Annotated in this window: 9 protein-coding genes; 6 read left to right on the top strand and 3 right to left on the bottom strand. The window is 75.4% G+C overall.

Annotated features, from left to right (window positions below):
- The first annotated feature begins 187 nt into the window (after positions 1 to 187).
- Positions 188 to 1,411, top strand: a complete 1,224-nt coding sequence (locus VG276_00995; GenBank protein HEV8647990.1) for an MFS transporter — start codon at positions 188 to 190, stop codon at positions 1,409 to 1,411.
- 159 nt (positions 1,412 to 1,570) lie between these two features.
- On the top strand, positions 1,571 to 2,230 hold the full coding sequence (locus VG276_00990; GenBank protein ID HEV8647989.1) for a hypothetical protein: 660 nt from the start codon (positions 1,571 to 1,573) through the stop codon (positions 2,228 to 2,230).
- Between the two features lie 228 nt (positions 2,231 to 2,458).
- Here the strand turns inward: VG276_00990 and VG276_00985 are convergent, their stop codons facing one another.
- A complete protein-coding gene (locus tag VG276_00985) occupies positions 2,459 to 7,129 on the bottom strand; it encodes a glutamate synthase-related protein (GenBank protein ID HEV8647988.1) in 4,671 nt (1,556 codons plus the stop codon).
- Between the two features lie 239 nt (positions 7,130 to 7,368).
- On the opposite strand from VG276_00985, the gene VG276_00980 reads away from it, so the two are divergent.
- The 4 genes from VG276_00980 (at position 7,369) to VG276_00965 (ending at position 10,933) form a co-directional block, all read left to right on the top strand.
- Positions 7,369 to 8,463: a DUF2330 domain-containing protein gene (locus tag VG276_00980; protein ID HEV8647987.1), complete on the top strand. Its 1,095-nt coding sequence runs from the start codon at positions 7,369 to 7,371 to the stop codon at positions 8,461 to 8,463.
- Positions 8,464 to 8,543: 80 nt separating this feature from the next.
- A complete protein-coding gene (locus VG276_00975) occupies positions 8,544 to 8,984 on the top strand; it encodes a plastocyanin/azurin family copper-binding protein (GenBank protein ID HEV8647986.1) in 441 nt (146 codons plus the stop codon).
- 24 nt (positions 8,985 to 9,008) lie between these two features.
- The gene (locus VG276_00970) at positions 9,009 to 10,610 is read left to right on the top strand and encodes a histidine kinase N-terminal domain-containing protein (protein ID HEV8647985.1); all 1,602 of its coding nucleotides are present in this window, start codon (positions 9,009 to 9,011) and stop codon (positions 10,608 to 10,610) included.
- 92 nt (positions 10,611 to 10,702) lie between these two features.
- The gene (locus VG276_00965) at positions 10,703 to 10,933 is read left to right on the top strand and encodes a hypothetical protein (protein HEV8647984.1); all 231 of its coding nucleotides are present in this window, start codon (positions 10,703 to 10,705) and stop codon (positions 10,931 to 10,933) included.
- 31 nt (positions 10,934 to 10,964) lie between these two features.
- Here the strand turns inward: VG276_00965 and VG276_00960 are convergent, their stop codons facing one another.
- Together VG276_00960 and VG276_00955 are read right to left on the bottom strand one after the other, a co-directional pair.
- A complete protein-coding gene (locus VG276_00960; GenBank protein ID HEV8647983.1) occupies positions 10,965 to 12,752 on the bottom strand; it encodes a prolyl oligopeptidase family serine peptidase in 1,788 nt (595 codons plus the stop codon).
- 379 nt (positions 12,753 to 13,131) lie between these two features.
- Positions 13,132 to 14,568 carry a hypothetical protein gene (locus VG276_00955; protein ID HEV8647982.1) on the bottom strand — a complete coding sequence of 479 codons (1,437 nt, stop codon included), beginning with the start codon at positions 14,566 to 14,568 and terminating at the stop codon, positions 13,132 to 13,134.
- Positions 14,569 to 14,757 lie beyond the last annotated feature (189 nt).

Here is a 14,757-nt window from a genome sequence, read left to right as displayed (position 1 = left end):
CGACGAAGGCAAGCTCGCCAGTCCGGCTCCACCTGTTGGCGCAGCCTGTTAGTTCCACTTGCGGCAGCCGCTCACCCGCCCAGATGCTGGCGACCGCCGCGCCGAGCGCTCACCGTGGCTGCCCGAGGTTACGTGCAGAATTTCCGGGAGGCCGCTCAGGCCGAAGCCATGGACCGGGAGGGATGCCATGTCCAGCCGGCCGCCGGCCGCGCGGCCACCGGGCGAGGCCCACGGCACGCCGGGCCGGACACCCCAGGCCGTCCGGCGCGCCCGGTTCGCGGTCGCGTGCGCGTTCGGCGTGAACGGGGCGGTGATCGGGAGCTGGGCCGCGCGGGTCCCGGCGGTCAAGGACAGGCTCGGGCTCAGCCCTGGCGTGCTCGGGCTGGCGCTGGTCGGGCTGGCCGCCGGCGGCATCCTTGCGATGCCGGCCGCGGGGGCCCTGGTCGCCCGGCGCGGCAGCCGGCCGGTGACCCGGGCCGCCCTGGCCGCCTGCTGCCTCGCGCTGCCGCTGCCCGCGCTCGCCCCGGGCGTGCCCGTCCTGGGGCTCGGGCTGCTGCTGCTCGGGGCGGGCAACGGCGCCGTGGACGTGGCCATGAACGCCCACGGCGTCACGGTCGAGGAGCGCTACGGCCGCCCGATCCTGTCGTCGTTCCATGGCGTGTGGAGCCTTGGCGCGCTGGCCGGCGCGGCCGGCGGTGGGCTGGCTGCCGGGGCCGGGATCCCCGTCGGCGCCCACCTGGCTGCCGCCGGCGGGGTGCTCCTAGCCGTCGCGCTGGCCGCCACCAGGTGGCTGCTGCCGGCCGGGGCCGACCGGCGGCCCGCCGGGCCGGTCTTCGCCCGGCCGACCCGGCCGCTGGCCATGCTCGCGGTGATCGCCTTCTGCGGGCTGCTCGCCGAGGACGCCGCCGCCCAGTGGAGCGCGGTCTACCTGCGGGACGCGCTCGGCACCTCGGCCGGGGTGGCCGCCACCGGGTACGCGGCCTTCTCGCTGGCCATGACGGCCGGACGGCTCACCGGCGACCGGCTGGTGGCCCGCCTGCAGCCGGCCCGGTTCGTCCGCCTGGCCGCGGTGCTGGCATCGGCCGGGCTCGGGCTGGGGCTCGCGATCGGGCGCCCGGCTGCCGCCGTGGCCGGGTTCGCGCTGCTCGGTGCGGGCATCTCGTGCATCGTGCCGGTGACGTTCAGCGCGGCGGCCCGCGCTCGGCGGTCCACCACGGGTGGGCCGGCCATCGCCGCGGTCTCGACCGCCGGCTACTTCGGCGGCACCGTCGGGCCGCCCGCGGTCGGCGGGCTCGCCGAGCTCGCGGGCCTGCCGGCCGCCCTCGGCCTGGTCGCCGCGCTCACCGGCTTGGTCGCGTTCCTGGCCGGCGGGATCCCGCCGGCCTCCGGCAAGGCGTCCCCTTCGTCATGAAGGGCGGTCGCGTGCCCGAGCAGCCTGCCGGGTGACACCTTCGCCATCCCAGGGTGGGGTGCTTCCCACCCCTAGGATGGCTAGCCCGCCACGCCCGCCTCGGCCATGCTCGCCGTGTGGTGATGGTCTGCTCCAGAGACCGCTCAGGGGGTGAGCAAGATGCTCGAGCAGGTGACGACAGCGCTCCCGACGTCCGTCGAGGGCGGGAGCGGGGCCGCGCCCGACAACGCCCGGGCCACCGAGGTCTGCCGCTTCGTCAACGAGCGCTACCAAGCCTTCGGCGACCTGCGACGCAGGGCCGAGGCGAGGTCGGTCAAGTTCCACAAGCGCGCGGTGTTCTGCAAGGTCGTCCTGATCGTCCTCGGCGCCTTGTCGGCCACCAACGCTGGCAACCAGCTGATGGCCCCCCAGGGCAGGGCAGGCACGCTCGGCGTCGCGCTCCTGGGCGTGGCGATGGCCGTCGCCGCCGGCCTGGACGCCGCCTTCAAGCCCGAGAAGATCGGGGGCGAGCTGGCCGGGCTGGCCGCTGAATGCGTCTCGACGCGGGGACTCATCGAGCTGACCTGGGACAAGGTGCTGCTCGAGCACGCCAGGGCAGCCAGCGGTGACGGCCGGGAGCGCGCCCTCAAGCGCGCCGAGGACCTGCTCGAGCGGCTCAGCATCAAGCTCAACGAGATGTATGCCCGGGCGGCGACGCTCGGGGTGCAGACGGGCCAGGGCGACCACAGCCTCCGCCAACTGCGCGGGCAGAACCCCGGCAGCCGGGGTGCCGGCCGGCGGGCGGCCGACACAGGGACGCCGGCTCGCCAGGCGGTGTAGCCCCGCAGCCGATCCCCTCCCACCTGGAGCTGCCGCCTCACGGCCGCAGGCCCCAGACCCGGTATCTGAGCTGGCGGCCGCAGGCCCCAGACCCGGTGCCGGAGCTGGCGGCCGCAGGCCCAGACCCGGTGCCGGAGCTGGCGACCGTAGGCCCAGACCCGGTGCCGGAGCTGGCGGCCGTAGGCCCTGCGGTACTGAGCTGGCGGCTACAGGCCCCGGACCGGTGGCTCAGGCGGTGCCCTCGTGGGCCTCCTCGATGGCGGCGACCTCCGAGCGCGGCGCGATCCGCCAGAACCAGCCGGCCGCCTCCTCCCAGCCCGCGAGCAGGCGCTCGGCAAGCGGCGAGCCGGTCAGCTCGGCGTGGGCCACGACGAGCTCGCGCAGGAAGACCAGCTCGATCTCGTCGGGCCGGTGCGGCAGCACCAGCTCGTCGTTGAGCCGGCCCAGGGCGCCGCCTGCTGCATCGAGGAGGAACAGCTCGCCGCCGGTCATGCCGGCCCCCACGTTGCGGCCGACCGGGCCGAGCACGATCACGGTCCCGCCCGTCATGTACTCGCCGCAGTGGTCGCCGGCGCCCTCGACCACGGCCGTGGCGCCCGAGTTGCGTACGGCGAAGCGCTCGCCGGCACGGCCGGCGCAGAACAGCTCGCCCCGGGTCGCCCCGTACAGGGCGGTGTTGCCGACCAGCACCGGGTCGCCGGCGTCGTTGGCGGGCGGGCGGATCACGATGCGGCCACCGCCCATGCCCTTGCCGACGTAGTCGTTGGCGGTGCCGGTGAGCCGGAAGTCGACCCCGGGCGCGAGGAAGGCGGCGAAGCTCTGGCCGGCGACGCCGTCGAACTCGACCCGGGCCCGGCCGGCCGGCGGCCGGGAGCCGTAGGCGGCGCCGACCGCGACGCCGAGGCGGGCGCCGACCGCCCGGTCGGTGTTCGCGATCGGGTAGTCGAGGTGCACGAGGTCGCCGGCGAGCAGGCCGGGCAGGACGTCGTCGTGCACCCGGTCGCCAAGGGCCGAGCGGGCCCGGTGGGTCGGGTCGGGCGTGATGAACCGGCGCGGCTCGGCCTCGGCCGCCCCTGGCTCGAGGAGCGGGGAAAGGTCGAGGCGGTCGGCCCGGCCGCCGACGGTCCGCTGCTCGAGCAGGTCGACCCGGCCGACCGCCTCGGCGAGGGTGCGCAGCCCGATGCCGGCCAGCAGGCGGCGGACCTCCTCGGCGACGTACTCCAGGTAGTGCACGACCATGTCGGGGGTGCCGGTGAACTTGGCCCGCAGGTCGGGCCGCTGGGTCGCGATCCCGACCGGGCAGTTGTCCTGGTGGCAGGTGCGGACCATGAGGCAGCCCTCGGCGAGCAGCGCGGCGGTGCCGAAGCCGTACTCGTCGGCCCCGAGCAGCGCCGCGAGCAGCACGTCCCGGCCAGTCTTGAAGCCGCCGTCCACCCGCACGCGCACCCGTGACCGCAGCCCGTTGGCCCGCAGCGCCTGCTGGGTCTCGGCCAGCCCGAGCTCCCACGGCGAGCCGGCGTGCTTGATCGACGACAGCGGGCTCGCCCCGGTGCCGCCGTCGGCCCCGGAGATCGTCACCACGTCGGCGAGCGACTTGACCACTCCGGCGGCGACCGTGCCGACCCCGGCCTCGGCGACCAGCTTGACGGTCACGTCGGCGCCCGGGTTGGCCTGCTTGAGGTCGAACACGAGCTGGGCCAGGTCCTCGATCGAGTAGATGTCGTGGTGGGGCGGAGGCGAGATCAGCGCCACGCCCGGCTGGGTATGGCGCAGGCGGGCGATCTCGGCGCTCACCTTGTGGCCGGGGAGCTGCCCGCCCTCACCTGGCTTGGAGCCCTGGGCGATCTTGATCTGCAGCTCGTCGGCGCTGGCCAGGTACTCGGGGGTGACCCCGAACCGGCCCGAGGCGACCTGCTTGATGGCCGAGTTCCGCTCGGTGCCGATCCGGGCCGGGTCCTCGCCCCCCTCGCCGGAGTTCGACCGCCCGCCGACCCGGTTCAGGGCGACGGCCAGGGTCTCGTGCGCCTCGGGGGAGAGGGAGCCGAGGCTCATCGCCGCGGTGGAGAAGCGGGCGAGGATGTCGGCGGCCGGCTCCACCTCCTCGAGCGGCAGGGGCGGGCCGGCCGGGAGCAGCTCGAGCAGGTCGCGCAGGGCGGCCGGGGGCCGCTCGTTGACGAGCTTGGCGAAGTGCTCGTAGCGCTCGTAGCCGCCGCCCTTGACCGCCTGCTGGAGCAGGTGGGCGCCGCGCTTGGAGCCCTTCATCTCGGCGTCCTCGCCGCGGACGGCGAAGTGCAGGGCCTGCATGACCTGGGGGTTGGTGGCGTGGTACTCGCCGCGCGGGCGGTGCTTGAACCAGCCCGGGTTGTCGAGCCGGGCCACCTCGGCCCGGCCGGCGCGGTGGCGGGCGAGCACGTCGGCGGCGAGGTCGTCGAAGCCGACGCCGCCGAGCGGGGACGCGGTCCCGGCGAAGCAGGTGTCGACCACTTCGGCGTCCAGGCCGTTGGCCTCGAAGATCTGCGCCCCCCGGTAGGAGTCCAGGGTCGAGATCCCCATCTTCGACATGACCTTGAAGACGCCCTCCTCGAGCGCGAGCATGTAGCGTGCCTGGGCGCCGTCCGGGTCGCCCTCGACCAGTTCGGCCACCGTGGCCAGGGTGAGCGCCGGGCAGATCCCGTCCGCGCCGTAGCCGAGCAGGGCGGCTGCCTGGTGGGAGTCGCAGGGCTCGCCGGTGGCCGCGACCAGGCTGGTGTGGGTGGCCAGGCCGGCCCGGAGCAGGTGGTGCTGGACCGCTCCGACCGCCAGCAGCGACGGCACCGGCACCCGGCCCGGGCACCCCTGGCCGCTCCCGTCCCGGTCGCCAGGCACGGCCACGCCGCTCGTCCAGCGCGGTCCATCGGCGGTGCCGCTGGCCCAGCCCGGCCCGCCCACGCCGCTGGCCCAGCCCGGCCCGCCGGCGGCACCGTCCCACACTACGACGAGGCCGGCCCCGGCCCGCACGGCCGCCTCGGCCTGCTCGCCCAGGCGCTGGCAGGCGGCCAGCAGGCCGGCCTCGCCCTGTTCGACCGGCCAGGTGGCGTCCAGCACGCAGGCGTCCAGGCCGAGCGCCGGGTCGAGCAGGCGCTCGAGGCCGGACGGGGTGAGCACGAAGGTGGGCAGCTCCACCATGTCGGCCACCTCCGGCCCCTCGGAGAGCAGCGGCGCGCGGCCGCCGAGCAGGGTACGCTTGGACAGCACGTGCCGCTCGCGCAGGTGGTCGATGGGCGGGTTGGTGACCTGCGCGAACCGCTGGCGGAGGTAGTGCGAGACCGGGCGCAGGGTGATGCCGAGCACCGCCGGCGGGGTGTCGTCGCCCATCGACGCGGTGGGCTCCCGGCCGCCAGTGGCCATGGGTCGGAGCACGGTGGAGACCAGCTCGCGGGTGAACCCGAAGACGACCTGGTCGGCGGTGAGGTCACACTTGGCCGCCGCGTCCGGCAGGCCCATGCCGGTCCGGCCCGGCTCCGGCAGGCCCATGCCAGTCCGGCGCGGCTCCGGCACGCCCATGCCGGTCCGGCCCGCGTCCGGCTCTGGGGGCGCGGCCGGGTCGCCCGGGTCGGCGGTGCGCAGGCGCTCGCCGAGCCAGGCGCTCCAGGGCCGGGCGCCGGCCAGCCAGGACTTGATCTCGCCGTCCTCCTGCAGCCCGCGCTCCGGGTCGACGCAGAGCATCTGGCCGGGACCGAGCCGGCCCCGGCGCACCCGGCCGTGGCCCCTGGTGTCGACCGCCCCGACCTCCGAGGCGCACACGACGAGGCCGTCGTCGCACACCTCGTAGCGCATCGGGCGCAGCCCGTTGCGGTCCAGGGCGGCGCCGACCAGGCGCCCGTCGGTGAACACCAGGCCGGCAGGGCCGTCCCAGGGCTCGGTCAGGCAGGCGTGGTAGCGGTAGAAGTCCCGCACGGCCGGGTCGGCCTCGCGGTCGTGCTCGACGGCGGCGGGCACCAGCATGGCCAGGGCGTGGCGGGCGTCGCGGCCCCCGCGGACCAGCAACTCGACGGCGTTGTCGAGCTTGGCCGAGTCCGACCCCTGGGGGTCGAGCACGGGCCGCAGCAGCTCCTCTGGGGCGAGCCCGTCCGCGCCCAGGTGCCCCTCGCGCGCGCGCATCCAGGCCACGTTGCCGTCCAGCGTGTTGATCTCGCCGTTGTGGCAGAGGAAGCGGAACGGCTGCGCCCGCTCCCACGAGGGCGTGGTGTTGGTCGAGTAGCGCTGGTGGAACACGGCGAACGGGGCGCTCAGGGCCGGGTCGGCCAGGTCGGGGTAGAACGCGGCGAGCTGGTCGGCCGCGCACAGGGCCTTGTAGGTGACAGTCCGGGTCGAGCAGGAGGCCAGGTAGAGGTCGGCGCCTGCCGCGCGCGCGGCGGTCACGGCCCGCCGCCCGGCGCGGAAGCAGCGCCGCTCCGCCTCCTCGTCCTCGCCCGCGGGGGCGAGGAACACGGCCTGTTCCACGCGCGGGGCGCTGGCCCGGGCGCGCTCGCCCAGGGCAGCCGGGTCGACCGGCACGGCCCGCCAGCGCTCGAGCCCCAGGCCCTCGGCGGCGAGCGCCTCCTCCATGGCAGCCCTGGCCGCCGCGGCCAGGTCCGGGTCGGCGGGCAGGAACGCCATGGCCAGCCCGAGCCGGCCCGGCCCGTCCTCTCCCGGTCCGGCCAGCCAGGCCCGGTCGATCGGCAGCAGCAGCCCGGCGCCGTCGCCGGTGCGCGCGTCGGCCGCGACCGCGCCGCGATGCCTGAGCCGCTCGAGCCCGCACAGGGCGTGCTCGACGATGGCGCGGCTCGGGCGGCCGTGCAGGTCGGCCACGAAGCCAATGCCGCAGGCGTCGTGCTCGTCGCGCCTGGCGTCGTACAGGGGTGGAGTCTGGTCGCCCATCTCGCCTCCGTTCGCAATGCTGCGGGCGGGTGCCGAAGAGGCGGCCAGGCGACGGTGTCCAGGAACACGAAGACGGCGCCCGCGGGGCGAGCGCCGTTGCTCATGCGGGGCCCACGTTACGGACGTGTGACGGCCTCGTCAACGGGCCGTCCAGCTTGTCCGTGCGGACGGGAACCGGCGGGGCCCGGTCCGCGTCCAACCCGCATCGACCAAACGGCTCACAGCCACGGAGGTGCTCGATGACGCGGCGACGGACGCGACTCGGTCTCGGGGGGCTCGTCGCCCTCTCCATCCTGCTGCTCGCAGGGGCGGCCCCCGCGGCCGCCTGCGGCGGCCTGGTGGGCGCGGGCGGCACGGTCAAGCTGTCCCGCACCACCACGCTGGCCGGCTACCACCACGGCGTCGAGCACTACGTCACCTCGTTCTCCTACGCGGGCGGTGGCGCGAAGTTCGGGTCGATCGTCCCGCTGCCCGCCGTCCCCACCAAGGTCGAGAAGGGGGGCGCCTGGACGCTCCAGCGCCTGGTCAGGGAGACCCAGCCGCAGTTCACGGGACTCGCGGCGGCGAGGTCGGCGCCGGAGGCGGACCAAGCCGAGGTGCTGTCCAAGACCCGCATCGACGCCCTCGACGTGACCATCCTGCGCGGCGGCGGCACCGCGGTGGCCACCTGGGCCCGCAAGCAGGGCTTCTCTCTCACGGTGGACGCGCCCGAGGTGCTCGACTTCTACGCGGCCCGCAGCCCGATCTTCATGGCGGCCGCCTTCGACGCGACCGCCGCCAGCACCCGGGGCCAGCAGTTCGGCGAGGGCACGCCCGTGCACCTCACGATCCCGACCCCGAACCCGTGGGTGCCGCTGCGCATCCTCGGGCTGGGCCACCAGCCCCAGGAGCGGATCGAGGCCGACCTGTACCTGCTGACCGACCGCGCCCCGGCGATGCTGCCCGGCCCGGCACGGGCCGGGGCCAGCGGGATCGCGCTCGACCGCAGCGAGCCGGCGTCGCCCGGCCTGGTCAGCGACCTGCGCTCGGACCGGGGCATGGAGTGGATCCCGGCCACCGGCATGCACCTGTCCTACCTGCGCATCGACACGACCGCGGGTCGGCTCACCCACGACCTGGCTCTCGACGCCAGCGGCCGGGGCACCCCCTCGCCGGTCGCCGCCGGCCTGGTGGCCCCTTCCCCTTCGGCGGCCCGTCCCGCCCGGGCGGCGGTGCCGGGTCCGGCGCCTGCCCCGCCGGGTGTCCTGGGGTACTGGGCCTGGTATGCCGTTGTCCTGGCCGGCGCGGCCGGCCTGGTCTTCGCCCTGCGGCGCTCCCGGCGCACCCGACGATGAGGGCGGGCGCATCCGGCGTGATGAGGGCGGGCGCATCCGGCGCCGCCCGGCCACGGGCGGGGCGCCGGAGCAGGGTCCGGGTGGTGGCCGCGAAGACCGGCTGGCGCCCGGCCGCCGGCCTGGCCGCCGTGCTGCTGCCCGGCCTGCTGGCCGGGGGCTGCTCGGGCCGGGCCGAGGCTGGGGGCGGGGAACGGACCGTGGTCATCACCATGCACCACTCGCGCTTCGAGCCACGGGAGATCACCGTCGAGCCCGGGAGCACGGTGCGCTTCGTGCTCCGCAACACCGACCCGATCGACCACGAGCTGATCCTCGGCGACGACGCGGTGCAGCAGTGGCACGAGCGGGGCACCGACGCCCACCACGACGGGCCGGGCCAGGTGTCGGTGCCTGCCGGCGCGGAGCGCGCCACCACGTTCACCTTCAACTGGACCGGCGTCGGCCAGCTCGAGTACGCCTGCCACCTGCCCGGCCACTACGCCTACGGCATGCGCGGCGTGGTGCACGTGCGGCCGGGGTAGCCCGCGAGCGGCTACGCTTGGGCCATGCAGTCCACCCGCACGGCACGGCGCGCGCTCGACAAGGCCGCCGCCGACCACCTGCACGGCCTCATGGCCGACTGGCAGCTTGTCGCCGACCTGTCCTTCGCCGACCTGCTGCTGTTCGTGGCGGTCGGCGGGACCGACGAGTTCCAGATCGTCGGGCAGCTCCGTCCCTACACCGCGCGCACGCTCTACCCGGCCGACCTGGTCGGTGACGTGGTCGAGCCCGGCTGGCACCCGTATGTGGAGCGGGCCTGGCGGGAGGGCCGGCGCCTGCGCTCGCCCGAGCCGGTGTTCATCGACGCCGAGCCGGTCCGGGTGGAGGCGGTGCCCGTCCGCCACAAGGGCGACGTCGTCGCGGTGATGTGCGTTGAAGCGGCCGAGCAGCCCGACCGCCCGACCGGCCGGCTCGAGACCGCCTACCTGCGGGCCGCGGACGCGCTGCTGGAGATGATCGCCAAGGGCACCTTCCCGTTCCAGGAGGGCCACGACCTGATCTCCTCGCCGCGGGTCGGCGACGGCCTGGTCGTGCTCGACGGCAGCGGGCGGGTCGAGTTCGCCAGCCCCAACGCGACCTCGGCGTTCCGGCGGATGGGGATCAACGCGCTCCCGTTCGGCCAGCCCGTGCCCGGCCGGGTCGGGGTGCTGGTGGCCGAGTCGATGGCGGGCCGGCGCCCGGTCGAGGCCGACGTGGAGCTGGGCGGGGCCGTGACCCACGTCCGGGTCGTGCCGCTGCTGCGCGGCGCCGGCCACCGCCGGGGCGCGCTGGCTCTGTGCCGGGAGGTGACCGAGCTGCGCGGGCGCGAGCGGGTCATCACCCGCAGGGAAGCGACCATCCGGGAGGTCCACCACCGGGTCAAGAACAACCTGCAGACGGTCGCCTCCCTGCTCCGCCTGCAGGCCAGGCGGCTCGGCGACCACCCGATGGCGGTCGCCGCGCTGGAGGAGTCGGTGCGCAGGATCGCCTCGATCGCGCTGGTCCACGAGACGCTGACCGAGGAGCTGGAGGGCGCCGTCGACATGGCCGACGTGGCTCGCCGGGTGGTGCGCATGCTGGAGAGCTCGCTCGGGCGGGAGGACGTGCGCATCGCGCTGTCCGCCGGGTCGGTCAGGGTCGACGCGGCCGTGGCGACCCCGTTTGCGGTGGTCCTGACCGAGCTGGTGCAGAACGCCATCGAGCACGGCCTCTGCGAGGGACCGGGCCTGGTCACGGTCACTCTGCGGGGCGGCGACGGCAAGCCGATCGAGCTGGAGGTGGCCGACGACGGCTCCGGACTGGCCCCGCCCACCTCGGGCGAGACGGCCCCGCCCGCCTCAGGCGAGACGGCCCCACCCACCTCGGGCGAGACGGCCCCACCCACCTCAGGCGAGACGGCCCCACCCACCTCAGGCGTCCGGGGTTCGCGGCCTCCGGGCGTCCATGCCTCCCCCGCTTCAGGGGAAGCGGCCGCCGGGTCGGACCGGCGCCCGGGCGGCGGCCTCGGCCTCCGCCTGGTCCGCGCGCTGGTCGAGGAGGAGCTGGGCGGCCAGTTCACCCTGATCCTCCGCCCTGGCCAGGGCAGCCTGGCCGTGGCCGCCGTCCCGCCCGGCGAGGGCCCGGGCTGACCCGGCAGCGGGTGGCATTGCCCGGTCCGAGTTGGCACTCTGGGGGGCGACCCTTGCCACCCGCCAGGTACTCAGGAGAGGGGGTCGAGCACATGGGACGGTTCTTCCGCCTGGAGGTCGACCAGGAAGCCCTGACCGACGAGGTGTTCGCGTTCGTGACCGACCCGAAGGCAACCCGCAACCAGCGGCCGGTCGTCGGCGAGCTGCAGGACTTCGTGCCCGACATGATCCCGGTGCTCGAGCACATGTGCATCGACGGGGTGGACGAGCGCCGCCACGTGGCCACCTACGTCGACGCGGTGGTCGGCGAGCTGACCCGCTGACCGCTTCCTCGTAGGACCGCCACGGCAGCGGTCATGCCTCGGGTGGGGCGACCCCGGGGACGTGGCGGGCGGCGAAGCCGAGCTCCACCTCGGCCTGGCGGATGCGCTCGTCGACCACGAGCGCGCCGTGGCCGGCGTCGAAGCGGTCCAGCTCGAACTCCTTGCCCAGCTCCCGGAGCCGGCCGGCGTAGTTGAGGACCTGCTGCAGCGGGCAGCGGGTGTCGTTCTCGCCGACCATGAGCAGCACCGGGACCTTGACCTGGTCGGCGTGGGTGATCGGCGAGCGCTCGGCGAACAGCTCCGGCTTCTCGTCCGGGCCGCCGCCGAACAGGGACCGGTCCAGGGCCTGCAGGCCTTCGGACTCCTCTGCGTAGGCGGCCACGTAGTCGGCCACCGGCACGACGGCAAGGGCCGCGCTCCAGCCGTCGGGCATGGTGCCGATCGCCTGGAGGGTGACGTAGCCCCCCCAGGAGGCGCCGGCGATCACCACCCGCTCCGGGTCGGCGACCCCCCGGGCGACCAGGTCCTCCCGGCCCGCCACGACGTCCTCGACCTCGGGGCGGCCGGGGTCCCCCTCGAGCACGTCCAGCCAGGCCTTGCCGTACCCGGTCGAGCCGCGGTAGTTGACCAGGGCGACCGCCCAGCCGTGGTCGACCCAGGCCTGGACCTCCGGGCTGAAGCTGTCGGCGTCGTGGTGGTGGGGGCCACCGTGGACGAGCATCACGGTGGGGTGGGGGCCGGTGCCCGCCGGGGCGGCCAGGAAGCCGTGAACCTGGTCGCCAGCCGGGTTGGTGAACGTCCAGCTCTCGTAGGCGACACCCGGCGGCGGCGCCTCGCCCGGGGGCCGCAGCACCACGCCGTCGGCGCCGAGCGCGCGCACCTCGGGGGCGGACGCCCCGGACGACCAGCGGTACCACACCGCGCCGTCCGGGCGGACGCTGGCGCCCCCGATCGAGCCGGTCGGGTGGTCGAGCCGCTGCAGCGTCCCGCCGGGCAGGTCGAGCCGGTACAGCTCGTCCCTGCCGAGATGGGTGTGGACGAGCAGCAGCGCCGACGCGTCCGGCCACCAGTCGGCCACCTCGACGTCGCCGGGCAGGTCGACGTCGTAATCGGTGCGCTCGCCGCTGCGCGGGTCCCACAGGGCGGGCCGGAGCCGCCCGGTCCGCTCGTGCAGGACCGCGACCCGGTTGTCCCCCGCGACCGGGGAGAAGCCGGCCGCGTACAGGCCGAAGCCCTTGCCGTCCCACAGGTCGGCCTCTGGCGCCCTGCGCGCGGTGTCGAACGCGCGCAGGGCCGGGTGGAGGTTGTCGCCGTGCTCGGCGTGGTGGACCACGAGCAGGCCGCCGTCGCGCGACAGGTCGGCCACGTCGACCATCTGCTCGTGGCGGTACAGCTCCTCGGTCCCCTCGCCGATGCGGCCGACCCGGACCTGGAAGCCCTCGCGGCTGGCCAGGCCCACGGCGGCGAGCCCGCCCGGCCCGAGAGCGAGCCCGGCGCTCCAGGCCGGCTCCGCGTCAGGCAGCAGGGGCGCCACCTCGCCGCCGGCGAACGGCTGCGTGAGCCAGCGGCCGATCTCGTCGCCCTTGGAGTCCTCGAACCAGACCACGCTGGCGCCGTCCGGCGTGGCCCCGCCCGACCGCACCCCGGTCGGGTGGTCGGTCACCTGCCGGTGGCGGTCGGTTGCCCGGTCCCAGGCGTGGACCTGCCAGGTCCCGGACAGGTTGGAGGCGTAGACGAGGTGGTCGGGTGCGTCGAGCCCCCAGCGCGGCAGGGTCAGCGAGGGGGCACGGTAGCGCTGCTTCCAGCGAGGCTCTGTCATGCCGAGATCCTACCCGCGGCACGATCTCGCCGGCCGCCCCTGATCGATGGGCCTGTGCTGATCGTCACACCCGCTGGTGCCGCACGTCACAGCCAACCGCACCGCGTGCTGCGATGCTGGCGTTGCACCCAGGCGCCGCTACCCATCACCTTCGGTCGCGGCCCAGGGGCCGGCCCCTGCTCCAGGCCGGGCTGTACGCCGGTCCGGAGTGGGCGGTCGCGCCACCGGGGGGGAGGAGGCGGCCGCCAGGCGACGGGGGGCCCAGGCGCCGCCTCCTCACGGCGCGACCCGCTGCCCGGCGCCGCTGCCCACCCGGCGCCGGGCAAGGCCAGACCGCCCGGAGTACCCAAGGCCGGCTTGCCTGCGGCGCCAGGCCCGTTCACCCGTCGAATGGAGCCACCTCCACCAGGAAGTTGACGGTGAAGCAGCCCGGCTCCCCGTGGCTCGGAGCCTGCGGGGCGAAGTCGGCGGCCTCGCCGGCCGGGAGCCGGCTGCGGTAGACGTGCACGCCAGCGCCCCACTCGACAGTGCTCGGCCAGCGCTCCTTCACCGTCCCGCCCGGCTCGCCGCCGTCGCCCGTGCCAGCGACCGCGACGGCGAGCACCGACGCTTCCTCGAGCACGGTCACGAAGCGGAGGTCGACGTCGAACGTCTTGCCGTCCTCGACCTCGACCGAGCCAACCGGCGGCCAGCGGGCGGCCTGGCCGTTCACGTCGAAGCTGAGCGCGAGCCGGCCGCCGAGGCCGGCCTGGGCGTCGACGGTGACGTGGGTGAAGATGACCCGGACGGAATGGGACCGGGCGGGCGGGGCGACCGTCACGCTGACCCGGTTGGAGGTGCCCGGATCGCCCGGGGGGAGGCTGACCCAGCGACCCTCACGGGTCCGGTAGCCAGCGGCGACCGCGTGGCTGCCGGTGACGTCCCCGAACGACGAGCTCGCCTTGAACATCGCCCGCTCCTGGCCGGGCGCCAGGGGCCGCGGGTTGCCGTCCGCGCCGAGCAGGTGACCGAGGTCCTGGCCGGCCGGTCCGCGCACCGACAGCTCGAGCCCGGCCAGGTGGGCCCGGTAGTCGCCGTAGTTGCGGGCGGTGTACTGGGCCACGAACGGGCTTCCCAGCCGCGGCGTCCACGAGTTCACCCAGATCCCGTTGGAAACCGCCAGGTCGACGTAGCCGGGCCGCTCGTACACGTGCTCTTGGACGAACAGCCCTCGGTAGGGACCGGCGCTCGCGGTCGAGTCGACCCCGGGATGGTCGGCGCCGACCGTCAGCACGACCTCCTGCTCGGGGCAGTCAGGGTCGTACACCAGCACCCTGGTGGCCCCTTTGGCCTCGTCGTGCTCGTAGCCGTAGGCCACGACCTGGTGGTTGATGCCGAGGTCCTCGACCCAGCGCGACCGCACCAGCCCGAGCACGACCGGCACCCCGTCGTCGATGGACCGGCGCAGCTTGGGCAGCTCCTCCTCGAGGGTCCACCAGAACACACCCTGATACGACCAGGTCGGGTGGTCCGACGCCAGCGTCCAGGTGACGAACTTGCGGGCGCTCCCGGCTGCGAAGCTGTCGACCAGCCGCTTGTAGAGGTAGTCGGCCAGGCGGGTGCCGTCCTCGGGCACCAGGCGGTCGGGGAAGTCCTCGGGCTGGTGGGTGGGGATGGGCAGGCCGGCGAGGTGGTAGTCGAGCGCGGCGAAGGCCATGCCGCCACCGCGCCCGTGGGTGGCCACCTCTCCGTAGCCCGGGATGGTCGCGGTCCGGTCCGGGAACGAGTTCGCGAAGTGGAACCCGTGCACGGCCGGATCGAACCCCGTGTTCGGCACAGGCCCCCCCTGAGTCGAATCGGCTCGGCGCCCGGAGCCCGCCAGGTCTCGCGGACCCCCCGGCCGACTCGATCCTCGCCCTCGCGACCGCATGGAGGCAATAGCCCGATGGTCCTGGTCCCCTCGGGCCAGTCAGGCGGGCCAATCAGGCGGACCAATCAGGCGCACGGGTCCGGCGGGCCAGTCCGG

Source organism: Actinomycetes bacterium, assembly GCA_036000965.1.
Lineage (GTDB): Bacteria > Actinomycetota > CALGFH01 > CALGFH01 > CALGFH01 > DASYUT01.
Note: the sequence above shows the minus strand (reverse complement) of the source record. Positions and strands in the feature narration are given on the sequence as shown.

Bases quoted from the DNA above. Each gene is read 5' to 3' on its own strand.
- VG276_00990 (HEV8647989.1), top strand. From the start codon at position 1,571: ATGCTCGAGCAGGTGACGACAGCGCTCCCGACGTCCGTCGAGGGCGGG.
- VG276_00980 (HEV8647987.1), top strand. From the start codon at position 7,369: ATGACGCGGCGACGGACGCGACTCGGTCTCGGGGGGCTCGTCGCCCTC.
- VG276_00985 (HEV8647988.1), bottom strand. From the start codon at position 7,129: ATGGGCGACCAGACTCCACCCCTGTACGACGCCAGGCGCGACGAGCAC.
- VG276_00995 (HEV8647990.1), top strand. From the start codon at position 188: ATGTCCAGCCGGCCGCCGGCCGCGCGGCCACCGGGCGAGGCCCACGGC.
- VG276_00970 (HEV8647985.1), top strand. From the start codon at position 9,009: ATGCAGTCCACCCGCACGGCACGGCGCGCGCTCGACAAGGCCGCCGCC.
- VG276_00965 (HEV8647984.1), top strand. From the start codon at position 10,703: ATGGGACGGTTCTTCCGCCTGGAGGTCGACCAGGAAGCCCTGACCGAC.
- VG276_00960 (HEV8647983.1), bottom strand. From the start codon at position 12,752: ATGACAGAGCCTCGCTGGAAGCAGCGCTACCGTGCCCCCTCGCTGACC.